General features: G+C 53.1%; 24 protein-coding genes. 13 read left to right on the top strand and 11 right to left on the bottom strand.

Annotation, left to right across the window (positions count from 1 at the left end):
* The first annotated feature begins 1 nt into the window (after nucleotide 1).
* The 8 genes from PSSD_RS16605 to PSSD_RS27790 all read left to right on the top strand — a co-directional run bounded on the left by PSSD_RS16605 (nucleotide 2) and on the right by PSSD_RS27790 (nucleotide 9,360).
* Nucleotides 2-2,254 carry an MMPL family transporter gene (locus PSSD_RS16605; RefSeq protein ID WP_082672325.1) on the top strand — a complete coding sequence of 751 codons (2,253 nt, stop codon included), beginning with the start codon at nucleotides 2-4 and terminating at the stop codon, nucleotides 2,252-2,254.
* Complete coding sequence (locus PSSD_RS16600; RefSeq protein WP_058972984.1) at nucleotides 2,251-2,826, top strand: DUF3261 domain-containing protein; 576 nt, start codon at nucleotides 2,251-2,253, stop codon at nucleotides 2,824-2,826. Before PSSD_RS16605 ends, PSSD_RS16600 begins: the two co-directional genes overlap by 4 nt.
* On the top strand, nucleotides 2,823-3,980 hold the full coding sequence (locus PSSD_RS16595) for a beta-ketoacyl-[acyl-carrier-protein] synthase family protein (RefSeq protein WP_058972983.1): 1,158 nt from the start codon (nucleotides 2,823-2,825) through the stop codon (nucleotides 3,978-3,980). Before PSSD_RS16600 ends, PSSD_RS16595 begins: the two co-directional genes overlap by 4 nt.
* Nucleotides 3,973-4,449: a hotdog family protein gene (locus PSSD_RS16590; protein WP_058972982.1), complete on the top strand. Its 477-nt coding sequence runs from the start codon at nucleotides 3,973-3,975 to the stop codon at nucleotides 4,447-4,449. Before PSSD_RS16595 ends, PSSD_RS16590 begins: the two co-directional genes overlap by 8 nt.
* A complete protein-coding gene (locus PSSD_RS16585; RefSeq protein ID WP_039328894.1) occupies nucleotides 4,446-5,177 on the top strand; it encodes a 3-ketoacyl-ACP reductase FabG2 in 732 nt (243 codons plus the stop codon). Before PSSD_RS16590 ends, PSSD_RS16585 begins: the two co-directional genes overlap by 4 nt.
* Nucleotides 5,174-6,409 carry a beta-ketoacyl-ACP synthase gene (locus PSSD_RS16580; RefSeq protein ID WP_201023825.1) on the top strand — a complete coding sequence of 412 codons (1,236 nt, stop codon included), beginning with the start codon at nucleotides 5,174-5,176 and terminating at the stop codon, nucleotides 6,407-6,409. Before PSSD_RS16585 ends, PSSD_RS16580 begins: the two co-directional genes overlap by 4 nt.
* Before the next feature lie 263 nt (nucleotides 6,410-6,672).
* Nucleotides 6,673-8,871, top strand: coding sequence for a TonB-dependent receptor (locus PSSD_RS16575; RefSeq protein ID WP_058972981.1), 2,199 nt, complete (start codon nucleotides 6,673-6,675; stop codon nucleotides 8,869-8,871).
* Between the two features lie 315 nt (nucleotides 8,872-9,186).
* On the top strand, nucleotides 9,187-9,360 hold the full coding sequence (locus tag PSSD_RS27790; RefSeq protein WP_167347682.1) for a hypothetical protein: 174 nt from the start codon (nucleotides 9,187-9,189) through the stop codon (nucleotides 9,358-9,360).
* Here the strand turns inward: PSSD_RS27790 and PSSD_RS16570 are convergent.
* Complete coding sequence (locus PSSD_RS16570; RefSeq protein ID WP_058972980.1) at nucleotides 9,357-10,505, bottom strand: glycoside hydrolase family protein; 1,149 nt, start codon at nucleotides 10,503-10,505, stop codon at nucleotides 9,357-9,359. The two genes, PSSD_RS27790 and PSSD_RS16570, sit on opposite strands and share 4 nt — an antisense overlap.
* 155 nt (nucleotides 10,506-10,660) lie before the next feature.
* Here PSSD_RS16570 and PSSD_RS16565 point away from each other — a divergent pair, with 155 nt between their 5' ends.
* Nucleotides 10,661-12,121 (top strand): phospholipase D-like domain-containing protein, encoded by a 1,461-nt coding sequence (locus tag PSSD_RS16565; RefSeq protein WP_058972979.1) that lies wholly within the window; start codon nucleotides 10,661-10,663, stop codon nucleotides 12,119-12,121.
* A 247-nt stretch (nucleotides 12,122-12,368) separates the two neighbouring features.
* On the opposite strand, the gene mdoC is transcribed toward PSSD_RS16565, so the two are convergent.
* Entirely contained in the window at nucleotides 12,369-13,493 is a 1,125-nt protein-coding gene (gene mdoC / locus PSSD_RS16560) for a glucans biosynthesis protein MdoC (RefSeq protein ID WP_058972978.1), read from the bottom strand.
* A 279-nt stretch (nucleotides 13,494-13,772) separates the two neighbouring features.
* Here mdoC and PSSD_RS16555 point away from each other — a divergent pair, with 279 nt between their 5' ends.
* The 3 genes from PSSD_RS16555 to PSSD_RS16545 all read left to right on the top strand — a co-directional run bounded on the left by PSSD_RS16555 (nucleotide 13,773) and on the right by PSSD_RS16545 (nucleotide 18,228).
* Nucleotides 13,773-15,308, top strand: coding sequence for a glucan biosynthesis protein G (locus PSSD_RS16555; RefSeq protein WP_201023826.1), 1,536 nt, complete (start codon nucleotides 13,773-13,775; stop codon nucleotides 15,306-15,308).
* The gene (gene mdoH / locus PSSD_RS16550) at nucleotides 15,301-17,850 is read left to right on the top strand and encodes a glucans biosynthesis glucosyltransferase MdoH (RefSeq protein WP_039337092.1); all 2,550 of its coding nucleotides are present in this window, start codon (nucleotides 15,301-15,303) and stop codon (nucleotides 17,848-17,850) included. Before PSSD_RS16555 ends, mdoH begins: the two co-directional genes overlap by 8 nt.
* Nucleotides 17,851-17,988: 138 nt before the next feature.
* Entirely contained in the window at nucleotides 17,989-18,228 is a 240-nt protein-coding gene (locus PSSD_RS16545) for a YceK/YidQ family lipoprotein (protein WP_039337093.1), read from the top strand.
* A 2-nt stretch (nucleotides 18,229-18,230) separates the two neighbouring features.
* Here PSSD_RS16545 and PSSD_RS16540 read toward each other — a convergent pair whose 3' ends face one another.
* From PSSD_RS16540 to PSSD_RS16530, 3 genes are all read right to left on the bottom strand, one after another.
* Nucleotides 18,231-18,629: a MysB family protein gene (locus tag PSSD_RS16540; protein WP_058972976.1), complete on the bottom strand. Its 399-nt coding sequence runs from the start codon at nucleotides 18,627-18,629 to the stop codon at nucleotides 18,231-18,233.
* A gap of 120 nt (nucleotides 18,630-18,749) precedes the next feature.
* The gene (locus PSSD_RS28145) at nucleotides 18,750-19,016 is read right to left on the bottom strand and encodes a hypothetical protein (protein WP_034820172.1); all 267 of its coding nucleotides are present in this window, start codon (nucleotides 19,014-19,016) and stop codon (nucleotides 18,750-18,752) included.
* 558 nt (nucleotides 19,017-19,574) lie between these two features.
* Nucleotides 19,575-20,498, bottom strand: a complete 924-nt coding sequence (locus PSSD_RS16530) for a Kdo(2)-lipid IV(A) acyltransferase (RefSeq protein ID WP_039337097.1) — start codon at nucleotides 20,496-20,498, stop codon at nucleotides 19,575-19,577.
* Between the two features lie 267 nt (nucleotides 20,499-20,765).
* On the opposite strand from PSSD_RS16530, the gene trhO reads away from it, so the two are divergent.
* A complete protein-coding gene (trhO, locus tag PSSD_RS16525; RefSeq protein ID WP_039337098.1) occupies nucleotides 20,766-21,821 on the top strand; it encodes an oxygen-dependent tRNA uridine(34) hydroxylase TrhO in 1,056 nt (351 codons plus the stop codon).
* Nucleotides 21,822-22,013: 192 nt separating this feature from the next.
* On the opposite strand, the gene PSSD_RS16520 is transcribed toward trhO, so the two are convergent.
* The 6 genes from PSSD_RS16520 to dinI all read right to left on the bottom strand — a co-directional run bounded on the left by PSSD_RS16520 (nucleotide 22,014) and on the right by dinI (nucleotide 25,882).
* A complete protein-coding gene (locus PSSD_RS16520; protein WP_058972975.1) occupies nucleotides 22,014-22,589 on the bottom strand; it encodes a YceI family protein in 576 nt (191 codons plus the stop codon).
* Between the two features lies 1 nt (nucleotide 22,590).
* On the bottom strand, nucleotides 22,591-23,163 hold the full coding sequence (locus PSSD_RS16515) for a cytochrome b (protein WP_058972986.1): 573 nt from the start codon (nucleotides 23,161-23,163) through the stop codon (nucleotides 22,591-22,593).
* A 295-nt stretch (nucleotides 23,164-23,458) separates the two neighbouring features.
* Nucleotides 23,459-24,574 (bottom strand): N-methyl-L-tryptophan oxidase, encoded by a 1,116-nt coding sequence (solA, locus tag PSSD_RS16510; RefSeq protein WP_058972974.1) that lies wholly within the window; start codon nucleotides 24,572-24,574, stop codon nucleotides 23,459-23,461.
* 107 nt (nucleotides 24,575-24,681) lie between these two features.
* The gene (bssS, locus tag PSSD_RS16505; RefSeq protein ID WP_013508627.1) at nucleotides 24,682-24,936 is read right to left on the bottom strand and encodes a biofilm formation regulator BssS; all 255 of its coding nucleotides are present in this window, start codon (nucleotides 24,934-24,936) and stop codon (nucleotides 24,682-24,684) included.
* 288 nt (nucleotides 24,937-25,224) lie between these two features.
* Nucleotides 25,225-25,494 carry a hypothetical protein gene (locus tag PSSD_RS16500; protein WP_058972973.1) on the bottom strand — a complete coding sequence of 90 codons (270 nt, stop codon included), beginning with the start codon at nucleotides 25,492-25,494 and terminating at the stop codon, nucleotides 25,225-25,227.
* Between the two features lie 142 nt (nucleotides 25,495-25,636).
* Entirely contained in the window at nucleotides 25,637-25,882 is a 246-nt protein-coding gene (gene dinI / locus PSSD_RS16495; RefSeq protein WP_039337104.1) for a DNA damage-inducible protein I, read from the bottom strand.
* Nucleotides 25,883-25,892 lie beyond the last annotated feature (10 nt).

Raw genomic sequence — 25,892 nt, 5'->3', positions numbered from 1 at the left:
CCTGGCACTCGCCGTGGCACTGGCGGTGCTGTTACCGCGTAGCCAGTTAAACAGCAGTGTACTGGCCTTGTTGCCTCAGCAAAATCTCGGGCAGGCTCCGGCTGAGATTCAGCAGGGCTTTATGCAGCGCCTTGACCGCCAACTGGTGTGGCTGGTCAGTGCTAAAGCGCAAGACGGTGATGCAGTGGCGGCATGGTGGCAAAGCCAGTTGCAGGCATTGCCGATGCTCAGGCAGGTGAGCGGTGCGCTGGATGATGACCAGATGCAGCGCTGGGGCGCATATGCGTTTCAGCATCGCAATGGATTAATTGATCCCCTGACTCGCGCGCGCTTGCAAAACGGCGGTGGTGTGCAAGCGGACTGGATTTTGGCGCAGCTGTTTTCGGCCTTTGCCGGTGTAGGCAGCAAAGAGATCCACAATGATCCCCTGTTGCTGGTGCGCGGTGCGCAGTTGGCGCTGCAACAAAACGCCAGCAAAATGGTGCTGCATAACGGCTGGTTAACGATGAATGACGCCGAGCCACGCCGCTGGTATTTCCTGCACGGTGAGCTGGCCAGCAACGCCTTTAGCATCCAGCAAAGTCATCAGTTGGTGACGGCGTTGAATCAGATAGAGCAGCAGTTGAAAACCCGCTGGCCGGATGCACGCGTGTTAACACGTGGCACGGTGTTGTTCAGTGATGACGCCAGCCAACGCGCCCAGCACGATGTGGAGACCCTTGGCAGTGTCACGCTGGGCGGTTTACTGGTACTGGTTTGGCTGGTGTTTCGATCGCTACGACCGTTGGCGCTGTGTGCGCTATCGGTGGCGATAGGTGCCATGGCGGGAACGGTACTGACCTTAATCTGTTTTGGTGAGCTGCATCTCACTACGCTGGTGATGAGCCTCAGTATTGTCGGTATCTCTGCCGATTATACGCTGTACTACCTGACGGAGCGGATGGTGCATGGCGAGCAATCTTCGCCGTGGCAAAGTCTGCACAAAGTCCGCGCAACGCTGTTGCTGGCGCTCGGTACCACCGCCATCGCGTGGTTGTTGATGTTATTAGCGCCATTCCCCGGCTTGCGTCAGCTGGCGGTGTTCGCCGCCAGCGGGTTGAGCGCATCTTGCCTGACGGTGATCTGTTTTTATCCTTGGCTGGTGCGAGGGCTTCCAGTGCGTCCGATCCCGGCCATGGTGTGGCTGGCGCGCTGGTTAGCCGCCTGGCGTCGTAATAATTTACTGAAATTTGGTTTGCCGCTGCTGGTGGCCGTTTATGCCATTAGCGGTATGGTCCAGCTACGCATCGATGATGATATTGCCCATTTACAGAGTGCTCCCGCCAGATTACTGGCCCAGGACCGCCATCTGGCGCAACTGACCGGCCAGCAGGCGGATCAAACCTGGTTTGTCGTCTGGGGGGAGAATGAGCAGCAGGCGTTGCAGCGCTTAAGTGCGCTGGCGCCCAAATTACAACAGGCGCAGCAGCAGGGCTGGTTAGCAGGCTACCGTGTTTTGCCGCTGAACTCCCTGAAGCAGCAACAACATGATATGCAACTGTTGCAACAGGCGACGCCTACGATCCTTGAACGCTTAAAGCAGGCGGGGATCACCGCAGCCAATGCTGATCTTAATGCTATGCCAGTAAAAGCCAGTGACTGGTTGGCGAGCCCGCTCAGTGAAGGCTGGCGTTTACTGTGGTTGTCGTTGCCCGATGGGCGCAGCAGCGTACTGGTCCCGGTGAACGGGGTGAAAAACAGTCTGGCGCTGCAAGAGTTGGCGACACAGCAGCCCGGTGTGAGTTGGGTCGATCGTAAGGCCAGCTATGATGAATTGTTCCGTTTTTGGCGCACCTTGTTGAGTGGGTTACTGGCACTGGCGCTGTTACTGATCACGGTCAGTTACACCGTGCGTCTCGGTTTGCAGGCGGGTTTACGCAGTGCTTTGCCGTCATGGTTATCACTGGCGGCGGCACTGGCCACGCTGGGCTGGATCGGTGCCAGCCTGAACTTGTTTGCACTGCTGGCGCTGATCCTGGTGCTCGGGATTGGGATTAATTACACGCTGTTCTTCAGTAACCCGCGCGGGACGCCGCTAACATCGATGCTGGCCGTGACGCTGGCGATGATGACCACGCTGCTCACGTTGGGCATGCTGGTGTTCAGTAGCACGGCGGCAATCAGTGGCTTTGGTACGGTGCTGTGCAGCGGGATTTTTTGTGCATTTTTGCTGGCGCCGATGGCGTTGGCTCCGGGGAAAAGGAAGCAACGATGAAAACGGGTGCCTTATTGCTGGTGTTCAGCCTGCTGTTGAGTGGCTGTGCCCAACAGGATAGCCAATCGAACCGGCCCACTGCATGGCTGAAACCGGGGGTGCGTGTCACTTTGCCTGCTCCGGGGATTTCGCCGGCTTTTCAGCAGCAACAATTGTTGACCGGTCACGCGAAAGGGAAAACCCAGTCTCTGCTGGTGTTGCTGAATGCGGATGCACAGCAGATTAGCCTGGCGGGTTTGTCATCGCTGGGTATTCGCCTGTTCCGCGTGACCTATGATAAAACCGGCATTCATACGCAACAGATGATGGCGCTGCCAGAAATGCCCCCCGCCAGCCAGGTATTGGCGGATGTGATGCTCAGCCACTGGCCGATCAGTGCCTGGCAGCCGCAGTTGCCGCCGGGTTGGCAACTGGTGGACAGCGGCGATCGTCGCGAACTGCGCGATCCTGCTGGTCAGGTCGTGACACTGATTCGTTATCTGCAACGCGGGAACGTGCGCGAGCCGATTAGCATCGATCAACGCGCCTTCGGTTATCAAATCCAAATCCAGCATCTGGATGCTTCTTCATGATGTATATTTCAGCGTTCGGCATGGTGAATGCGCTGGGCAACAGCCTCGCGGAAATTGCTACCCAGCTCACCTTAGGGTGCGCGCCAGGCATGCAGCCGCGAGAAGGGTGGTTGCAGCACGGCAAAGGCTGCTGGCTGGGGGAAGTGCAGGGCACGTTGCCAGCGATCCCCACTGAACTGGCGGCGCATAACACCCGCAATAACCAACTGTTGCTGGCGGCACTGGATCAGATGCGCCCAGCGGTGGAGGCGGCGATTGCGCAGTTTGGCCGTGAGCGGGTTGCCATTGTACTCGGCACCAGCACCTCCGGCGTGGATGAGGGCGATCGTCAGCGAGATATGGGTTTACCCGGTTACGACTATCGCATGCAGGAGTTGGGCGATCCTTCACGCTTTCTCGCGCACTATCTTGGCCTGGATGGTCCGGCTTATACCATTTCAACCGCCTGTTCCTCCAGCGCACGTGCGCTGATCAGCGGCCAACGTTTGATCGATGCTGGCCTGGCCGATGTGGCGCTGGTCGGCGGCGCGGATTCATTGAGCCGTATGCCCATCAATGGCTTTGCCAGTCTGGATTCGTTATCGGAACATCACTGTGCACCGTTCAGCGCCGAGCGTGACGGCATCTCGATAGGCGAAGCCGCTGCGCTGTTATTGCTAACGCGTGAACCCCAGCCGCTGGCGCTACTCGGTTCGGGAGAGTCATCGGATGCCTGGCATATGTCAGCACCTCATCCGGAAGGGGTGGGCGCTGAGCACGCGATGCAGATGGCGTTGCAGCAGGCCGGATTGCAGCCGCAGGATATTGGTTACATTAATCTGCATGGCACCGCGACACCGCTGAACGATCAGGTAGAGGCCGGGGTGATACATCGATTGTTTGGCGATCGCGTGCCCTGCAGTTCGACCAAACATCTTACCGGTCATACTCTGGGCGCAGCGGGTGCTACAGAAGCGGCGCTGGCGGCGCTAATTTTGCAGTACAACTTGCCGTTACCGGCGCAGGATTTTAGCGCGACCACGCTGGATAGTAGCTTGCCTGCGTGTGGAGTACTGACGTCGCCACAACCGCTGTTGCGTCCGATGATTGCGTCAAACTCTTTTGCTTTTGGTGGGAACAATACCTGCCTGATTGTAGGAAGGCCTCATGACTGATTTTCTGCCGGTGAGCCATTATCTGCCGCACCGGGCACCGATGTTGTTACTGGACCGCGTGATTCTGGTCAGCGAAGACAGCGTGGTGTGTGAAGTCACCCTCAATCACTCAGGTGTGCTGGCTCCGTTTCTCAACCCGCAAGGCGAATTACCCGCGTGGTTTGGCGTTGAAATCATGGCGCAAACGGTAGGCGTCTGGTCAGGATTTCATGCGCACCAGCGCGGCGACACGGAGATTCGTCCAGGCATGCTGCTGGGGGGACGCGGTTATCGTGCGACGTCACCGAGCTTTGCAGCGAACAGCACCTTACGTGTTGAGATGCACCTGTTGATGCGTGATGACAAACTCGGCAGTTTTGAAGGCGAAATCCGCTGCAATGACGTAGTGATCGCCAGTGGCCGTCTGAATACCTATCAGCCGGATGAACAAGAATTAACCCAATTAGCACAACAAGGAACTCAGCCATGACACGCAGCGTATTAGTGACCGGTGCCAGTAAAGGGATTGGCCGCGCCATCGCACTGCGTCTGGCGCAGGATGGATTTGAGGTGGTGGTTCACTATCATCGTGATGAGCAGGGCGCAGAACAGACACTGGCGTTGATGGCCGCAGCAGGCGGCAGCGGGCGTAAACTGCAGTTCGATGTCGCACAACGCGATGCCACACGAACCGCCATCGAACAGGATATCGAGGCTCACGGCGCTTATTATGGCGTGGTCAATAACGCGGGAATCACGCGTGACGGCGCTTTCCCGGCGTTAACAGAAGATGAGTGGGACAGCGTGATCCACACCAACCTCGACAGCTTCTATAACGTGATTCATCCGTGCGTGATGCCAATGATTGGCCTGCGCAAAGGCGGCCGCATCATAACCTTGTCATCGGTGTCTGGCCTGATGGGGAATCGTGGGCAGGTCAATTACAGTGCTGCAAAAGCAGGCATTATCGGTGCCACTAAGGCGCTGGCTATCGAACTGGCAAAACGCAAAATCACCGTGAACTGTATCGCGCCGGGTTTGATCGATACCGGCATGACCGATCTTGAACCGCTGGTGATCGATGAAGCGCTGAAAATGATCCCGATGAAGCGGATGGGGGCAGCGGAAGAGGTGGCCGGGCTCGCCAGCTACCTGATGTCAGATATCGCGGGCTACGTGACACGCCAGGTGATTTCAATCAACGGAGGTATGCTGTGATTCAGCGTGTAGTGGTAACCGGCATGGGGGGCGTCACCGCCTTTGGCGAAAACTGGCCAGCCGTGGCGGCTCGTTTGAAACAGGGTCAAAATGCAGTGCGTAAAATGCCTGAATGGCAGATTTATGACGGGCTGCATACACTGCTCGGCGCACCAGTGGATAACTTCGAGCTGCCTGCGCACTACACGCGAAAACGCATTCGCGCCATGGGCCGTGTGTCACTGATGGCCACCCGTGCCACTGAACTGGCGTTAGAACACGCGGGATTGATAGACCATCCAGTGCTGACCAACGGTGAAACCGGCATTGCTTATGGTTCGTCAACCGGCAGTACCGGACCGGTGAGCGAATTCGCCACCATGTTGACCGAAAAGCATACCAACAACATTACCGGCACCACCTATGTACAGATGATGCCACACACCACCGCCGTCAATGCCGGACTGTTTTTTGGCCTGCGCGGCCGCGTCATTCCCACATCAAGCGCTTGTACGTCAGGTAGCCAGGCGATTGGCTATGCATGGGAAGCGATTCGTCACGGTTATCAGACGGTGATGGTGGCGGGCGGCGCCGAAGAGCTGTGTCCATCTGAAGCGGCGGTGTTTGATACGCTGTTTGCCACCAGCCAACGCAACGATGCTCCCCAGACCTCTCCTGCGCCGTTTGACCAGCAGCGCGATGGTTTAGTGATTGGTGAAGGTGCGGGCACCTTGATACTTGAATCACTGGAGCATGCGCAAGCGCGCGGTGCGACGATTTATGCCGAGCTGGTGGGTTTCCACACCAACTGCGATGCGGCACATATCACCCAACCTCAGCGTGAAACCATGCAGATCTGTATCGAGCGGGCATTGAAGAGCGCAGGCGTGACGGCGGATCAGATTGGTTATATTAACGCGCACGGTACCGCTACCGATCGCGGCGATATCGCTGAGAGCCAAGCCACGGCAGCGATTTTCGGCAACAGCACGCCGATTTCGTCATTGAAAAGCTACTTTGGACATACCCTGGGCGCCTGTGGTGCACTTGAAGCCTGGATGAGCATTGAGATGATGCGTGAAGGCTGGTTTGCACCCACGCTGAATTTGACCCAGCCCGCTGCAGAGTGCGGCGATCTGGATTACATCATCGGCGAACCGCGTCATCTTGAAACCGATTATATCCAGTCCAACAATTTCGCGTTTGGCGGCATCAATACCTCATTGGTGTTTAAACGCTGGCGCGATGCCTGATACACCTTTGCGTCACGGCCTCATTCACCGAAGCCGTGACTATTTCAATTTTATCCGGCCTTAAATCCCTACTTAAAATGCGTGAAAATGGCTGAATTGATACGCTATCTCCGCAATCTTTACCCTTTCTTAACGCTTCTCCCTGCCAGACCACTCCTGACTAAGAAAGTTCAGCGATTTTTCTTGCTTTCCTTTTAGCAGAACGCATAATCGCAAACCGCAATAATAATGATTATCACTTTACTTCTTATCAGGGGTTTTCCATGCGCATGACGCCTTTCAATCCCGGACTGAAACCGACGCTGCTCGCTGTTATGGTCAGTGCCGGTTGTTTGCCAGTGATGGCTGCCACCACCAACACCACAACCTCAACGGCTGATGCGAAAAAAGATCAGCCGACCCTCACCGTCACGGCGACACCACAAGCGGATTTCAAGCCAGGCGGCAATGATTTAGTGCCTGCCTATCTTGATGGGCAGATTGCCCACGGTGGTCGCTTAGGCATGCTGGGTGAACAAAATGCCATGGACGTGCCGTTTAACGTCATCGGTTTCACCTCGAAGATGATTCAGGATCAGCAGGCTAAAACCATTGCTGATGTGGTGAAGAATGACGCAGGCGTGCAGAACGTGAAGGGTTACGGTAACTTCGCGGAAGCCTATCGCATTCGCGGGTTTGAACTGGATGGCGACGATATGACATTTGGCGGTTTGCCAGGTGTGGTGCCTCGTCAGGTCATGGATGCCTCACTGATTGACCGTGTTGAGATCTTTAAAGGCGCGAACAGCCTGGTGAACGGTGCGGCATCATCGGGCGTCGGCGGGATGATTAACCTTGAACCTAAACATGCGGAGGATACGCCGATCACTCGCGTGGGTGTGGATTATACGTCCTCTTCTCAGGTGGGCGGCACGCTGGATGTCGGACGTCGTTTCGGTGATAACAATCAATTTGGCGTACGCTTTAATGCCGTGCATCGTGAGGGTGAAACCGGTGTCGATGGTGAGAAGAAACGCACCACGGCCGCCTCGCTGGGCCTCGATTATCGCGGCGATCGTCTGCGTACATCGCTGGATGTTGGCTACCAGAAAAAGACCTATCACGATGCGCTGCAAGGCGTGAAATTCGGTAGCTTCATCCCAGAAGTCCCTTCCAATTCGCACAACTACAGCCAGAAATGGGTGTACAGCGATATGGAGTCGGAATTCGGTATCGCAAAAGCCGAATATGACATCACCGATAGCTGGACCGCCTATGCGGGTTTGGGTGCGCAGCACGCGCATGAAACCGGTAACTATGGTTCACCAACGGTCACTGACACCAACGGTGATGGCACCATTAGTAGCTTCTACTCCAACCGTATTCAGGACAACATGAGCGGCATGGTGGGGCTGCGTGGTGACTTCCATACGGGCTTTGTCAGCCATAAAGTGAATGTGGGCTATTCAGCATTAACCACCAATGCGAAGAACGCCTATAACATGTCGCTGGTGGGCACGCCGTTCAATATTTACAACAGTGGTGACGTTACTGAACCTGCTGCGACCTTCGCAGGCGGTAAGTTCTCAGACCCTCTGACCACGGCACGCACCCGTACTCAGGGTTATTTGCTCAGTGATACCCTGGGCGTATTTGACGATACGCTGCTGTTTACCGTAGGTGCCCGTCATCAGAAAGTGGTGGTGCGTAACTATGCTTATGGCACAGGTGCAGAGGACGTCAGCTCTCGTTACACCAATGACCGTTGGATGCCAACCTACGGCGTGGTGTATAAGCCGTGGAAAGAGGTTTCCTTCTACGCAAACCATACCGAAGCGTTGCAACCCGGCGATGTAGCACCGAATACTGCCACCAACTACGGTAGCGTGACGGGCGTTGCACACTCTAAACAGAACGAAATTGGCGTGAAGACCGACTTTGGTCGTGTTGGCGGGTCACTGGGGCTGTTTGAAATCAAGAAACCATCCGGTTTGCTGAATAGCGACGGCGCGTATGTGATGGACGGAGAACAACGCCATCGCGGTCTGGAAGCGAACGTCTTTGGTGAACCTGTACTGGGCCTGCGTTTGAACGCCAGTGCCACCTGGATCGATCCAGTCATGGTGAAAACCTCGGGTGGGACTTACGATGGCAAACAGGCGATTGGGGTGCCGCGTTACAACTATGTGCTGGGTGCGGAATACGACATCAAACCTGTTGAGGGTCTGACTGCTACGGCGATGTTGAATCACTCCGGTTCACAGTATGCCAACTCTGCCAATACGCTGAAGCTGGACAGCTACACTACCCTGGATTTGGGTGTGCGCTACCGCATGAAGGTGAGCCAGAACGATTTGGTATGGCGTGTCGGTGTGGATAACGTGACGAATGAGAAGTACTGGGCCAACGTCGATGGTACCGGCACTTATCTGGTGCAGGGCGACCCACGTACCCTGAAAGTCTCTATGAGCTACGATTTCTAATCTGCTGTTTACGGGGCGCAATCGCGCCCCGTTGTCATTTCATGCTGAAATAATCCTGTACCTTATCCTGCATTTCATTACACTCAGTGCGGCAATCCTGCGCTTAAAACGTCTTCTTGTTATTGAGTCAACATGAGTTCACCCGCGCCACCTGACGATCACGATGAACCGTTAAGACAGTCGCTCGACGACGCACACTTCGCCATTGTGGTACTTGCAGTGACCTCTGTTACCCTTATAATCTTCGTCCTGATGGTGACGTTATGGATGAGCTAAGGTCAGCAACGGTTCATGGAAGCCTGCAAGGAGATGTCGATGGAAGCCCGAGATGACAAACTGATCGCCATAATTGGCCTGCTTTCCGCCTGTTTAATTGGCGTGGTATTCCTGTTCACCATGACCTGGCTGACTGATGTACGCCATCCCGCCGATCCCACACTCGATGTGCAAACCTGCCCGCCCAAGACCGTGCCAACGCAACACTCTTAAGGCTGCTTTTCCCGGTTTTGCCATTTAATCTGTTGACTGCGTAATTCCAGCGCCAGCGCTTCATGCAGCGTGCGATTGCCATTCGGATCCCCCAAGCCAAACAGGGCGCCCGGTGAACGACGGTCGTCGGCCCATGCTGGATACTCCACCACCGGATAGAGCGATATCCCTTCCAGCGCGACCCCTTCATCCAGTGCTAACCGTGCCTCTTCTGTGACATGCCGCAGCCAGGATGCGCGTGCATCGCCCTCCGCTCCGGTTTCTGCCAGCAGCAACGGCCGCTGGTAGCGTTGCCAGCATTGCAACATCAAACGATGCAGCGGCTGATACGCGCTATGATCGGCCGGGATGGTGTCTCCTGAGAAGAACCAGTGATTGTCGGGATAGTAGTTCAGCCCAAGGATATCGAGAAAATCCTCGCGTCCGCCCAGTTCCGGCGCATCCCGTCCGGCGATCCAATCCCAGGCTTCAAATTGCGCCTGATGCTGTGCATCGGCGTAAGGTTTGCTGTCAGGGTTCTCAGGATCGGTCGCGATCTGTACCAGCGGATCGGTCAACACAAAACGTGCATCGGGATAGACATCACGGATGGCGTGCATGGCCGCTAACGAGGCGCGCACCAGTTGCCGTTTAAGTTCACGCCCGCGCTCACTGGCGTAAGGATCGAGCCAGGAAACGTCCGCGCCCGCCCATGACCAAAAGGAAATCTGGTTGATGGGGGTAAAAAAGGGGTGCTGTACGCCCTCATCGCGCATCAGTTGTGCCATCGCGCGCGCAAAACGCTCGAAGTGGTCGATAAAGGAGGCGCGCCAGATATCCAGATGGTCGGGATAGCCAAAGTGCGCCAGTTCCCAGATGACCTGTATATCATTGCGCGCCGCCGCGTGAACCATGGGCAAGAAGCTGCGCCAGTCGTACTCATTGGGCGTAGCTTCGATAAGGTGCCAGCGCGCGCCGTCACGGGCGGTGAGCAAACCTTCCTGTGCCAGCGAGGCGTAATCTTTTTCCAGTAGCATGTCATGCCCGCTGCTGATCACCATATCCATGCGGCGCCCGCCGCTGCGACGGGCGGTAGAGCAGGGGAAGCTTCCCTGGAAGAAACTGCGGAAAAGTTGCGGGTGATGGCGCGGGGATTGCTGAGTCATAATCCTCTCCTCACGGTAAACGCCGGATGCAGAACGCAAGCCTAAGTCTAGACTTTAAATGCATGTCGCGTTAGCGGGCGGATGCAGAAGCCTCTGATTGCCGTGAGGCGCGGTCATACCAACAATAATAGATCCAGCGAATTCAGGGATTCGATATGAGTGAAGCAGCACCTGTGCAATACCCATCGCCGGCAGGAGAGGGGTTACGAGAAATTATTGATGCGCGCTGTGCGCTGCATCCGGATATGAGCGGTATTCATCCGCTCAACGATGGGCTGGATGCTTTTGCTGCGCGATACCTGGTGATGGGCATGGCGCAGCACACTATCGATGTGCAGTACTACATCTGGCACAACGATATGTCGGGTCGATTGCTGTTTAGCGCATTGTTGGATGCCGCTGAACGTGGCGTTAAAGTACGTTTGCTGCTGGATGATAACAACACGCCAGGCCTCGATAACACGCTGGCCGAGCTTGATCGCCATCCCAATATTGCCGTGCGGCTATTCAACCCCTTTTCCTTTCGCACATTGCGTGCGCTGGGTTATTTAACCGATTTCGCTCGTCTTAATCGCCGTATGCATAATAAGAGCCTGACGGTAGATGGCGCGGTGACGCTGGTGGGGGGCCGCAATATCGGCGATGAATATTTTGGTACCGGTGACGAGCCGCTGTTCACTGACCTGGACGTGCTGGCAATAGGGCCGGTGGTGCAACAGGTGGCGCACGATTTTGAGCGGTACTGGAACAGTAAAGCGGTTTCGCCATTGCGCAGCGTGGTCGATGTCTCTGGCGATGCGCATCAAGCGGTGCGTTTGCCGGCGGAATGGCAGCAGAGCGAGGCAGTGCAGCGCTATCTTGCCAGGCTGGAACACTCATCTTTTGTCAGCCAGATGGAGCAGGGCTCTATGCAGATGACCTGGGCGGAATCGCGGTTGTTAAGCGACGACCCGCGCAAAGGGTTAGGTAAGGCCAAGCGCTCCAGCCTGCTACCGCAGCGTATGCTGGAGGTGATCGGCACTCCACAGCAGCAATTCGACATTATTTCAGCCTATTTTGTGCCGACGCGCGCGGGTGTGGCTCAATTGCTCGCCTTAAAAAGGCGTGGTGTAAAAATTGCAGTCCTGACCAACTCGCTGGCGGCAAACGATGTCTCGGTCGTCCACGCCGGTTATGCGCGCTGGCGCAAAAAATTACTGCGCCACGGCATTGCGCTGTATGAGATGAAGCCTCAAGACAATGCCAGCGAAGCGCCGCACGACCGCGGTTTGACCGGTAACTCAGGTTCAAGTTTGCACGCCAAAACGTTCACCGTGGATAACCGAAAGGTGTTTATTGGCTCGTTTAATTTTGATCCGCGATCGGCGGTGTTAAATACCGAAATGGGGTTGGTGATTGAAAGTGAAACCTTGGCGCAGCAAACCCATCAGCGCTTTATTGCCGGGATGCGCGATCGTGCCTGGACTCTTCGGCTGGATAGCTGGGGGCGCGTGAACTGGGTGGAGTACGAAGGGGAGTCGGGCGAAGTGGTGCACAAACACGAACCACAGTGCACCTTGATGCAACGACTGTTGGTGCGATTGGTCTGGCGCTTACCGGTAGAGTGGTTGCTGTAGCGGCGAGATTCTTCGCGCATCACTCATGTACTGCGTAATGCTCGTCAGTTAAGAACTCAGGCTGCTTATTGATAAGTGGCCTTTCTTTTCAGTGCGGGCTCTGCCGCCACTACTGCCCCCTCAGCGCTGCGGATAGCCCTGAGGGGGCAGCAGAGGCGTCAGAGCTTCAGGCAATGTGCCCTTTTTTACAACTCGCACTGAAGCTCATGAGCAGGCTGGGCAGTGGGTGATTTAACTCACCAAGTCACTATTTACGTTGCGGCTTACCCGAAAACAGGAAGCGCAGTAGCGGGATACGTAGATGGATTTCGTACAGGCTAAAGGCGATACCAAACACCATAGCCAAACCGACAAAGAAGCCCAGCGTGTTGCTGCTGATGTGCGGCACAACGTAAATACCGTACAAAATGGTCAGTGGATGGTGCACCAGGTAGATAAACAGCGAGGCATTGACCAGATACATAATGCGCGGTGAATGGCTGTTCAGCAGCTTGTGACCAAAGCAAAAACAGACATTCAACATGCACAACCCCATAAGGGTTGAGACAATGGCATCAATTTCATATAACCAACCGTCGCCGCTGCTGTAGCGCTGATTCAAGCTGTAAGCAATAAACACGGCGATAGCACCAAAGCACATCACCGGGTTGAAACGTACAAACAGCGCTTTCAGTGCCTGATGCTTCCAGGCCAATGCACCCAGCATAAAGAACGGCAAGAACGTCAGAGTTTGCATCACGGCTACGCTAAACAAACCGTCGGCGAAAACCGCGGGTACGGTATAAAACAGGGCGCGGCGGAACAGGCACCATAGCAGCGCATAAGCCAAAAAGGCCAGCGTCAATTTCCCCCAGCCAACCTGCTGATAATCAATGCGGCGTTGCTGGGTACGTAACCAACGGAACGTCAACATTCCCAATGCTGTCAGGATCACCAGTACCAGCAAAAACCACAGGTGAGAAATCAGTTCCCAGGCCAGGGTGTTGTACTTGTCATACAGCGAAAAGCTATCCCAATTCCCTACCTTATCCGTGAGGTTTTTTAGCATAAAAAACTGCGGCAACGTAATCAGCGGAATGGCGGTCAAAAGGGGGATGCCAACACGCTCCATGCGCACCTTCAACCAGCGTTGCGGCTTATAGCGCAGATAGAGCATGTAAGAAAAATAACCGGATATAACGAAGAAGACCTGCATGCGGAACGCGTGAATAAAATCATTCAACACCGTCAACCACATAGAGGCATCCTGGCTGTTAACAGCCCAGCGCTGAGTGGAGTAAATCAGAGAGACGTGAAAGGGTACGCCTAATAACATCAAATATGCTCGGATGGAGTCGAGAAAATATTCGCGTTCGGGTTTTGCTGAACTCATAAGCTTCCAATTTGTCAGTTTACTTGCCGGTTTCGCCCTGAAACCAGATTATGCTGGATGAAAATTCTACCGCCTGTAAACAGCGTATACTATCAGGTGATTCTGTATCTTAACCTGAAGGGTTTAATTATCCGAAAAGCACGCTTTTAGCTTACAAATCAGCGGAACAATCTTATGCATATGCTGTCGGAAAACCGAATAATCCTTTAAGATAAACAGGTTTGATTTGAGCGCACGAAAGGGGGGGATGTGCTAAATAAAGTGAATAATAAAGTGGGACTGGTAAAAATGCGCTGGGTAGGCGCGGCAGTTCTGCTGGCGTTGTACGCCAACAATAGCTGGGCGTTCAACATTGATGATGTGGCAAAACAAGCCAAGGCGTTGGCAGGGAAAGGTTACGAAGCGCCGAAGAGCAATTTACCCTCTCAGTTTCGTGATATGAAATTTGCGGATTATCAGCAAATCCAGTTTAACCACGACAAAGCATACTGGGGCAAACTGCGTACGCCGTTTAAGCTCGAATTTTATCATCAGGGCATGTATTTCGATACGCCAGTGAAAATTAATGAAGTCACGGCGTCTTCTGTTCGCGAAATCAAATACAACCCCGACTATTTCAACTTCGGCAACGTGAAACACGATGCTGATTCGGTTAAAAATCTCGGCTTTGCCGGTTTCAAGGTGCTGTACCCGCTGAACAAAAAGGGTAAAGACGACGAGATTGCCAGTTTCCTCGGCGCCAGCTACTTCCGTGTGATTGGTGAAGGCCAGGTTTATGGTCTTTCAGCGCGTGGTTTAGCCATTGATACGGCGTTGCCGTCAGGTGAAGAGTTCCCGCGCTTTAAAGAGTTCTGGATTGAACGTCCAAAACCGCAGGACAAACAGCTGGTGATCTATGCACTGCTGGATTCACCGCGTGCCGCCGGTGCCTATCGCTTTATCATCAAGCCGGGCAAAGAATCGACGGTTGATGTGCAGTCGAAAGTCTACCTGCGTGACAACGTCGGCAAACTGGGTGTAGCACCGCTGACCAGCATGTTCCTGTTTGGCGCTAATCAGCCATCGCCAGTCACCAATTTCCGTAATGAATTGCATGACTCCAATGGCCTGTCGATTCACGCGGGTAACGGTGAGTGGATTTGGCGCCCGCTGAATAACCCGAAACATTTAGCGGTGAGCACCTTCACCATCGAAAACCCGAAAGGTTTCGGTCTGCTGCAACGTGGTCGTGACTTCAGCCACTATCAGGATCTCGACGATCGCTACGACCTGCGCCCAAGTGGCTGGGTTGAGCCAATGGGTGACTGGGGCAAAGGCCGTGTTGAGCTGGTTGAAATCCCGACCGCCGATGAAACCAACGACAACATCGTTGCGTTCTGGACGCCGGAAAAACTGCCTGATCCAGGCAAAGAGATGAACTTCCAGTATCGCCTGCACTTCACGCGTGATGAAAACCTGTTGCATCAAGATGATGTGGCATGGGTGAAAAACACGCTGCGTTCAGCAGGTGATGTTAAACAGTCTAATCTGGTGCGTCAGCCAGATGGCTCCATCGCCTTTACCATCGATTTCGTCGGTAAAGCGATGAGCAAGCTGCCTGACAATACGCAAGTCGCGCCGCAGGTCAGTGTGGGCAATAACGCCGATGTGGTTGAGCAAAGCGTACGCTACAACCCGGTCACCAAAGGCTGGCGTTTAGTGTTGCGTCTGCGCGTGAAAGATAACAAGCAGCCGACCGAAATGCGTGCGGCGCTGGTGAGCGGCGACAAGACATTGACGGAAACCTGGAGCTATCAGTTACCTGCCAATGAATAAATCGATATTTCTACCTCAATCTTACGTGGAAGCTCTGCCGCTAGATGCGGCAGGGCGGGCTCGTCTGAGCGATTCGCTTCAGCATGCTCAGGCGTTCCACGCTATTCATACGTCGCTAGGGCAGGATAACGCCGCCAGCGAGCGCCCGGACGATGCGCCGCTCAAATCGGTGTCATCCCGCGTGCAAATGGCCTGGCCGGATTCGCTGGCAGATGGCCAACAGCTCAGCAAGGATTATCTTGACCGCACCACACTGAAGGCGATGCCAAAAGTGAAGCGATCGCTGATGTTCCCGGAAATCTGGCGGACTAACCCGATTGCCCGCGCCTGGGATTCACTGCGTGGTCAGAAATCCACCCCGCGCTATGCCACGGCAGAAGAACAGAAGACGGAAGACAAATGGCGCCATGTGGGTTCTATGCGTCGTTACGTGCTGCTGATCCTGACGCTGTTGCAGACTGTGGTTGCCACCTGGTACATGAAGACCATTCTGCCTTATCAGGGCTGGACACTGCTCGATCCGATCGAGTTGTTTAACCAGAACTGGTTGCAGTCGGTTGAGCTGATCCTGCCGTACATATTACAAACCGGAATCTTGTTCCTGTTTGCGATTCTGTTCTGCTGGGTCTCCGCCGGTTTCTGGACTGCCTTAATGGGGTTCCTGCAACTGCTGATTGGCCGCGATAAGTACAGCATCTCCTATTCCACCACCGGTGATGAACCACTCAATCCTGAACACCGTACTGCGTTGATCATGCCTATCTGTAATGAGGATGTTGAGCGTGTGTTCGCCGGACTGCGTGCCACCTGGGAATCGGTGCAGCGTACCGGTAATGCCGAGCACTTCGATGTTTATATCCTGAGCGACAGCTACGATGCCGATATTGCCATCGCCGAGCAGAAAGCGTGGATGGAGCTGGTGCGTGATGTCGGTGGGGCAGGGAAGATTTTCTACCGCCGTCGCCGTCGCCGTGTGAAGCGTAAAAGTGGCAACATCGATGACTTCTGCCGTCGCTGGGGAAGCAACTACAGCTACATGGTGGTGCTGGATGCCGATAGCGTAATGAGCGGTGAGTGCCTGTGCGGTCTGGTGCGCATGATGGAAGCGAACCCGAACGCCGGTATCATCCAGTCGTCACCTAAAGCGTCCGGTATGGATACCCTGTATGCTCGCTGTCAGCAGTTTGCCACGCGTGTATATGGTCCGCTGTTTACGGCCGGTCTGCACTTCTGGCAGTTAGGGGAGTCGCACTACTGGGGCCATAACGCCATCATCCGTGTTCAGCCGTTTATCGAACACTGTGCGCTGGCACCGCTACCGGGTGAAGGTTCCTTCGCGGGCTCGATCCTGTCGCATGACTTCGTTGAAGCGGCCTTAATGCGCCGTGCCGGTTGGGGAGTGTGGATCGCCTATGATCTGCCTGGCTCTTATGAAGAGTTGCCGCCGAACTTGCTGGATGAACTGAAGCGTGACCGTCGCTGGTGTCACGGTAACCTGATGAACTTCCGCCTGTTCCTGGTGAAAGGTATGCACCCGGTGCACCGTGCGGTGTTCCTGACCGGGGTGATGTCTTACCTGTCAGCGCCGTTGTGGTTTATGTTCCTCGCCTTGTCCACCGCTTTGCAGGTGGTGCATACGCTCATGGAGCCGACCTACTTCCTGCAACCGCGCCAGCTGTTCCCGGTGTGGCCGCAGTGGCGTCCTGATCTGGCAATTGCGCTGTTCTCTACCACTTTGGTGCTGCTGTTCCTGCCGAAACTGCTCAGTGTCGTGCTGATCTGGTGTAAAGGGGCAAAACCTTATGGTGGCGCCATCCGCTTATTCTGCTCACTGATACTGGAAATGTTGTTCTCGGTGCTGTTAGCGCCGGTGCGTATGCTGTTCCACACGGTGTTTGTGGTCAGCGCCTTCCTGGGTTGGGAAGTGGTCTGGAACTCACCGCAGCGTGACGACGATGCCACGCCATGGGGTGAAGCTTTCCGTCGCCATGGTTCGCAAATGCTGTTAGGTATTGTCTGGGCAGTGGGGATGGGCGTGCTGGATCTCAATTTCCTGTGGTGGTTGGCGCCGATTGTGTTCTCACTGATTCTGTCACCCTTTGTCTCGGTGATGTCGAGCCGTGCCACTGTGGGGCAGAAAAGTAAGAACGCCAAACTGTTCCTGATTCCGGAAGAGTATGAGCCGCCGAAAGAGCTGGTCGATACCGATCACTACTTACAGGTGAACCGCCAGCGCGCGCTGAAGAATGGCTTTATGCATGCACTGTTTAACCCGGCGTTTAACGCGCTGGCGACAGCCATGGCGACCTCACGTCATAAGCAAAGTACCTTGCTGGATCATGCACGTGATCGTCGCGTCGATCAGGCCTTGAGCGATGCACCAGAAAAACTGAACCGCGAGCAACGCTTGCAGTTAATCAGTGACCCGGTGGTGCTGGCACGCGTGCATTCACGTTTGTGGGAAAGTGCGGATAAATACCATCAGTGGGTGGAGAGCTATCAAAAGCTGAAACTCAATCCTGAGGCATTGCCTCAGCGTTAAGATGGGAAATCGAAAAAGCGGCAGAAATGCCGCTTTTTTTGGTCATGATTCTGACTAACGTAATCTTTACGCATTGAGATATAGTTGTTTGCCTATGCAGGCGGTTAAACTGGCGTCAGTTCATTGTGAGTAAATGTTGTGAAAGATTTCCTGAAAATAACCGCGCTCAGTGCCGCCATTCTGCTGTTGAGCGGTTGCGGCAGTATTATCAGCCGCACCATTCCTGGCCAAGGGCACGGTAGCCAATATTATCCCGGCGTACAGTGGGATGTCCGTGACGGGCCCTGGCGCGTACTGACCATATTAGACTTGCCGCTGTCGCTGGTGATGGACACCCTGCTATTACCGGTTGATGCCCATCATGGCCCGTACGAATAAGCTTAGGCCCAGTTGTCTGAGGGGCTATCATCATCTTCCCACTCTTCCGCGGCAGCCTCGCCTTCTTCGAGGTCACGCGGAGGTTCAAGCTGGAACTCGCCTTCATCCCACTCATGCAAGGTATTTTCTGACTGCCACTCCTGTCGCAGTTCAACCTCGTCGAAATCACCGTCAAACACCGCCTGTGCTGCATCGCCGTTGCAGATGGGCAGGCATTCTCCCTGGCCTTCTTCGTCGGCAAAAAACTCGGCCTGCCACATAGTGTCGCCATCTTGCATGACATACTTTTGCAGCGCGAACTGACTCAAACTGGCATCGTCTGCTGTGATATCAGATTGGCTGGCAAGAAACTCTTCACGTGCAGCTTCAATGGCTTCTTCGAGGGTGCTAAACAGATTCATGGTGAACTCCTTGTCGCTTGAAAGAGGATTTCACAGAAGAATAGACAAAAAAATGGCAGCGTGCAGAGCGGCGAGAAAATAACGGTGGGTGGTTGAGGAAAATTCAACCACCCATACCGTTTATATCATCTTTTGCGGGAAGTGCAGTACAGGACGTACAGACTCGCGAATAATTGGGGCAGAATAACGGATGCAGCATTTAATACAGGGTTTCACCTTTTTAAAATTAATTCTCGCGGTCGATAAAGCCTGATTTAAATTATAGAGCGTACCGATAAAAACCATATCCTCCTTTACGGGTAGACGTTTACACTCTTTCCGATGCAGAAGGTGATAGCCTTCCTGATCGGTACTGATCGTTACGTAGTAATAGATGCCTTTATTCATATTATAAGTACCTGCGATATATTTGCTGTGTGTAATCTTTTTATATTTTTAGAAGGGCAGTTATTGAACTAACTGTCACGGTTGAAACTAACTGGAATCGATTTCGCGGACAAATTCCAGAATGGAATAAGGATAGTTATAAATGCATCAAAGTGGCATATAGTGGCCAGGCACTAAGACAATACCTTGTTAAGTAAGTTAATTTTACTGCATTGATAAGCGGAGCCAAAGCATTCAGCAATATTAAATAGGAATAGGCCTGGAATTGATGAAAATCAGATCCGTGCGAGCATATTTCAATCAGTAAATGGCGTTGATGCTGATAGAGCTAATTTCAATAAGTTGCGTGGTTGGATGTTCACATTTTGTTAACAAAGATTAAGATTCTGCATCGCTACTGATGCTTTATCACATCGAATAAAGTTAAAACTGGTACCAACGAAACATTCAGCCTGAGTTCCGACTGGTCCAGTTTTACCTAATTTGAGCGGATATCATCGTGATATAAGGCAAATTCACACGGAAAACAGTGGAACACAAAGTGTGCTCCACATCACATTAATACAGAGATGGTTGACCTTCGGGGCGGGTTTTGAAACGACGATGCAGCCACATGTATTGTTCTGGTGCGAGTAGAACGGACTCTTCCACCACTTTATTCATCACAACTGCTGTATCAAGCTCGCTTTCCAGTGAGAACTTCGCACGAATGTCGGGCATCATCTTTAATTCATAGCCGCGTCCATTGGGCAGGCGGCGCGCCAGAAAAGGCACCACGCTGGGATTGCCCAGGCGAATCAGCATATGCGTGCCAGTGGTGGTTGCGGCATCCTGCACGGCGAAGAACGGCGCAAACACGCTGCTGCGTGGACCATAATCATGGTCGGGTGCATACCAGATGATGTCATTGTTCTTCATGGCGCGAATCATGCCTTTAAGATCCTTACGATCAAGCATGCTTTTATTGGAGCGCATTCTTCCCCACGTCTGCAGCCAGTCAATCAACTTGTTGTCGTTAGGGCGGTAAACACCGATGCCCGGATTGTGCATGCCAAACACGCGCGCGCCCAGTTCAAGGGTGAGAAAATGCATGCCAATCAGTAAAATGCCGCGCTTCTCGGCCAAGGCATTAGCCACATGCTCAAGCCCAGTGGTCTTCACCCATTTCTGGATGCGCCAGTCTGGCCAGAACCACGCCATACCTGTTTCAATCAGCCCCATTCCCACCGATTCAAAATTATGCTTTACCATCGCCTCACGTTCGTTGGTGGGCATGTCAGGGAAACAGAGTTCAAGGTTACGTTGCGCTACTTCAACACGCCGTTTCATGAAGCGCATCGCTACACGACCCAGACCACAGCCAAACGCGTGCAAAACCGGGTAGGGGAGTAATACCAACAGGTAGAGGAAACCAATGCCAATCCAGGTAAACCAGTAACGTGGATGAAGAAGCTCACGAGTAAATTGGGGAAGTTGAGTCATTGAAATGTCAGTATCCTGCGTCTTGTGCCAGAGAGTCCGGTTTCTGTTATTTGCCGCGATTATGCCATTTTTTCTTGCTGACTGAAATCAAGCATAGCTTGCACGTTGGTGAAAGGCAGCAGCTTTGCGCATTAAATAGCAATGGCAGCGCAGAACTGCGCCCGTAATCACGGCTATCAGGATAATCCTTCCTGGGGCTTTGCTTCAGGGTGAATTCAGGTATCATGTGCGCGCTAAATTTCTCTGATTGCTAACAGGAAGAACACCATGCCAGTGTTACACAACCTCGTTTCCAATAAAGAGCTGAAAGAACGTATGTTGGCGGAAACCGAACCACGTACCACAGTCTCTTTTTATAAATACTTCCAGATTGCCGACCCTAAAGCATTCCGTGACGCCCTCTATGTTGAGATGACCAGGCTCAAGGTGTTTGGCCGCGTGTACGTGGCGCACGAAGGGATCAACGCGCAAATCAGTGTGCCCGCCAGCCAGTATGAAGCTATGAAGGCTGCGCTGTATGCGTTTGACCCGGCGTTCAACAATCTGCGTATGAACATTGCGTTAGACGATGACGGTAAATCATTCTGGGTGTTACGTCTTAAAGTGCGCGAACGTATTGTCGCGGACGGGATAGAAGACACGAGTTTTGATGCCAGCGATGTCGGCGCCTATTTGAAAGCCGCGGACGTGAATGCCTTGCTCGACGACCCGGAAGTGGTTTTTGTCGATATGCGTAATCACTACGAATTTGAAGTGGGGCATTTCGATAATGCCATTGAAGTCCCGGCTGATACGTTCCGCGATCAACTGCCGATGGCAGTGGATATGCTGCAAGACCAGAAAGACAAAAAAATTGTCATGTACTGCACCGGCGGCATTCGCTGTGAAAAAGCCAGCGCGTGGATGAAACACAACGGCTTCAACGATGTGTCACACATTGAGGGCGGCATTATTGAATATACCCGTCGTGCCCGTGAGCAAGGGTTACCGGTGCGTTTCAAAGGCAAAAACTTTGTCTTTGATGAACGCATGGGGGAGCGTATTTCCGACGATATTCTTTCCAGCTGCCACCAGTGTGGCGCGCCTTGCGATAGCCATACTAACTGCGTCAATGACGGCTGCCATCTGCTGTTTATTCAGTGCCCAAGCTGCGCAGAGAAGTACCATAACTGCTGCAGCCCTATCTGCATGGAAGAGTCAAAACTGGAACCTGAAGAGCAGCGCGCACGCCGTGCTGGTCGGGAAAATGGCAATAAAGTGTTCAATAAATCTCGCGGATTACTGAACATGACCATGGCCATCCCTGTACCCGAGAAGAAGTAATCGCTTAACAGCCTGAGGTCACCTGACTTCAGGCTATATACCCGTCATACTTCAAGCCGCAGGTGCGTTGGCTGCCTTCACTCACCCCAGTCACATACTGGTGTATGCTCCCGGGGATTCGTTCAGTTGCTGCCTTCCTGCACCAAGAGTAGGCCCCATGAGGGGACTCGAAGTATTTAGGGTATATATATGTTACTGACGCACGCCTTCCACCGAAATGATCAGTTCTGCCGTTTGCGATGCGGGTCCGAGATCTTTACTGATATTAAACTCTTTCAGGACGACATTGCCGCTGGCTTCAAATCCTGCACGATAACCGCCCCATGGATCTTTGCCCTCGCCGATTAATTTGGCATCCAGCGTGATCGGTTTCGTCACGCCATTCAGCGTGAGATCGCCGGTGATCTTATAATCCTGCCCCTCTTTTTTCACCGCTGTAGAGGCAAAAGTGGCCTGCGGGAATTTTGCGGTATTCAGGAAGTCGGCACTGCGGAGGTGTTTGTCACGTTCAGCATGATTGGTATCAAGGCTGGCAGTATTGAGGGTGACATTAACTTTATCTGCGGCTGGATTCGCTTCGTCAAAGGTAAAAGTACCGTCAAAGTCTTTAAAGCTGCCGTACAACCAACTGTAACCCAGGTGCTGGATGCGGAACTGCACAAAGGCATGCTGGCCTTCTTTATCAAATTTATACTCCGCAGCGTTAGCCATAAAACCGGTGCTCAGTAAACCGGCGGCGCTCAACGCCAATATCGTTTTCTTTAACATGTTACTTTTCCTTTTCAGAGGTTAAGGGGATGCGGTAACCCAGCATCCTTTTTAGGGTCACATCTCGATCGATAAAATGGTGTTTCAATGCGGCAAGCGCATGCAGAGTGGAAAGCAGCACCAAACTCCATGCCAGCCATAAATGCACATCCCCCGCCAGGTCAGCTTGAACACCGGCTCCACTGAACAGGGCAGGGACATTGAACCAGCCAAAAACAGAAATAGGTTTGCCATCGGCCGTAGAGATGAGGTAGCCGCTCAATAAGAGAACCAGCAACAGCCCATACAGCAGCCAGTGCGCGGCGCTGGCGGCACGGCGCACCTGCGGTGAGTACTGTTTGAGCGGCGCAGGAGGAGGGGAGATCACACGCCAGCACAGGCGCAGCAGGAGTGCGGCAAACAACAGGATACCGATGCCTTTGTGTATTTCCGGAGCGTTGTGGTACCAGCCATCGTAATACCCTAAGCCAACCATCCATAAACCCAATGCAAACATGCCGTAAATAGCCAGCGCCATTAGCCAGTGGAATAGAATGGAGACGAGCCCGAAGTGTCGGGATGAATTACGCCACATGTTCGTGAACCAGAGATGGAAATAAGTAGCAATGAGCATCCACATTTTGAAATGTGAAAGCAATCAGGCTTACTCTTCTATAACTTATGAAAAGATCTTCGGAATAAATGAGTGATTATTTAAAAGTTAATCAGGATTATTGAATGCAGAGTGTTATCGGTGAGGATAAAAATGAATAAAGGAGCAATTACTACACCAAATGCGTCATCGCTTGCGGCAAAGCTTAATGAAATAACAATTAACGTCAGTTTATGTCAATCAGGCTGGCGCGTCACTGCGCCAGCACCAGGAAAATTTACGCGAATCGATCCAATGAAAATGGAGTAAGGTCGAAAGAGAACGGTTTTTCCTGCGCAAATTCGCTGGCAAGCTCACCCAGCACGCTGGCAAATTTAAAACCGTGTCCACTCAACCCGGTGATGATCAAACGATTGGGTTCGCCCGGCAGCGTATCAATAATGAAGTCTTCATCGGGCGTGTTGTCATAGCTGCACGCTTCACCATGTAAACAAACTCCCACACCGGGCAGGAACTGGCGCAGGAAACTAAAGGCTTCATTACCATCCGCCGCGATGCTGCCAAAAGGCTTGCGGTCCTCAGGTTTTTGCATTGGCTGCCCGCCATCATGGCGACCCACTTTTAAGGCGTTGTTATCCGCAGGGAAGCCATAAAAATGAGTACCGTCTGGCATCTCAACGGTGAAACCAGGGAATTGGTTGTTCTCACTGTAACGACCGTCAGCCTGATACCAGGCGAAGACTTTACGCACCGGTGTGACTGGCAAATCTTTCACTAACTGGCTGACCCAGGTTCCGGCGCTGATAAGCAGCTTACGTGCGCGAAACACGCCGTCACGCGTCGTGACCTGCTGAAGATCACCATCGCGGCCAATTTCACTCACTGGACAGTTAAACAGCTGGGCACAGCCAGCATGCTCAGCCAATTGCACCCAACTGCGCACGGCCTGTTCACATTTGAGGAAGCCGGAATGAGGTTCAAATACGCCAATGTATCCGTCTGGTACGCTAACCTGCGGCCAGCGCTTGCGCACCTCATCAGCCTGCAACACTTTCACGTCCAGTTGAAACGCTTTTGCGCTGTCGATGACGTTCTGGATAAACGAAGAAGTGATGGGCGCGAGGTTAAGAATACCGCTGCGATGCATAATGCGTTCACCGCTCTGCTGTTCCAGCTCGTCCCACAAGGTTTGTGCACGTAACACCAAGGGTACATAACGTTCACCTTCACCATATGCATGACGGATCAAGCGGGTTTCACCATGGTGCGTGCCTTGGTTGTGTGGCGGGTGGGCACTATCAATCATCAATACGGATAAGCCAGCCTGGGTGGCATAAAAACCGGCGGCTGCCCCGACCGATCCACTGCCCACCACAATCAGATCATAAACCATAACCCCATCACTCCTGCAAAACGGCGAAAATTTTCAACAGCATACCAAAAGAGAGCGCCCATGAAAAAGGCACCCTGTTGGGTGCCCTTTCACGCGAAGATAAGAAGTTAGTGCTTTTGATTATCGCGTAGGTATTGCTCTGTGGACTCTATCTTTGCAATGCCAGCTTCGAGTATCGAGATGAACTGTCTGGCTACATCGGTAGTCAGCCAGTAGGTGGGTCCCACGTCAGCTTCTTCTTCTTTCTGATCCTGCGATGATAGCGAGTGCAGGCGGATCATCATGGCGTCATAACTGTCTACAGTACTGATGTCCCATCCTACCAGCGGATGAGTCTGAATGACGTCTTTATTTCTGTCCATTATAACCTCCATATTACTCGTTAAACGAAGTGCTTCTTGAGGTTCAATGCGGCTTTTCTTGCACTAGCGGGACAATTATAACATGAAACAGGCGGTACAATAGTTAAAAAGTGGGGTGTTCTAAATCTGAGCTAAAATAATTGCGTTTAGAATGCGACTTTCGTCGAATAATAGCATGCCCAGTGAGACGGGCGTTTATTCGATAAACTTAGGCGAATCAGTAACAGCATTATCGGCGAACCTAACCAGAAACTTTAGGCTCTCTCAGCACGAGAGAAAGTGCTGGTCTCAGGCGTGAGGTTCTGCGGGCGACTGGCCATTGCGCTTCTGAATCTCTTCCGCTAACCGGGTAAAATGCTGCTGTAACTGTGCGTCATGGTTCTGGTTTTGTGCTTCGAGCGACAGATTGTGCACCAGTAACTGACTGGCACGATCGTCAAGACAGAACGTTAAACTGGCGAATGCGTTTTCCAGCACGGTTAAACGGCGCTGTTGTTCGGCAATTAAAGCCAGCAACTCACCAAAGGTCATCGCCTCTTCTGGTTTTTCAGTAGTCATGTAAAACACCTCCTGTAAGCATGACGAGGCAAGAATAGGGGATCGTTTGATCAGAGTCTAGATGCAGCGAGTTTATCTGGCGAGGGGGAAATAAAAACAAAAAAACCGGGTGGCGAAACCCGGTAAAACGGCACTGCGGCAGTTAATCAGTAATAAACCAGTCGTCTGCACTTTCCCACGTTTCTTGTAAAATATCGCTAATACGCTCCCGCGTGTCTTTGCCGCCGCCGAATACGCTGAGCTGGTTGCCACCGGCATAGCGGACTTTGACATGGTGATCGTCATCGGGGAAATCACGAGAAATACGGCGGGTCAGTTCTGCACTGAGTGCATCCAGTGCGCCTGGGGGAAGGGGCTGAGTTTTCGCAACGGTAATTTCAACACGCATAAAAGCCTCC

This window comes from Type-D symbiont of Plautia stali, from assembly GCF_001485335.1.
In the GTDB taxonomy this organism is placed as follows: Bacteria; Pseudomonadota; Gammaproteobacteria; order Enterobacterales; family Enterobacteriaceae; genus Pantoea; species Pantoea vagans_C.
The sequence above is the reverse complement of the archived record's forward strand: the minus strand, read 5'-3'. Positions and strand labels throughout refer to the sequence as shown.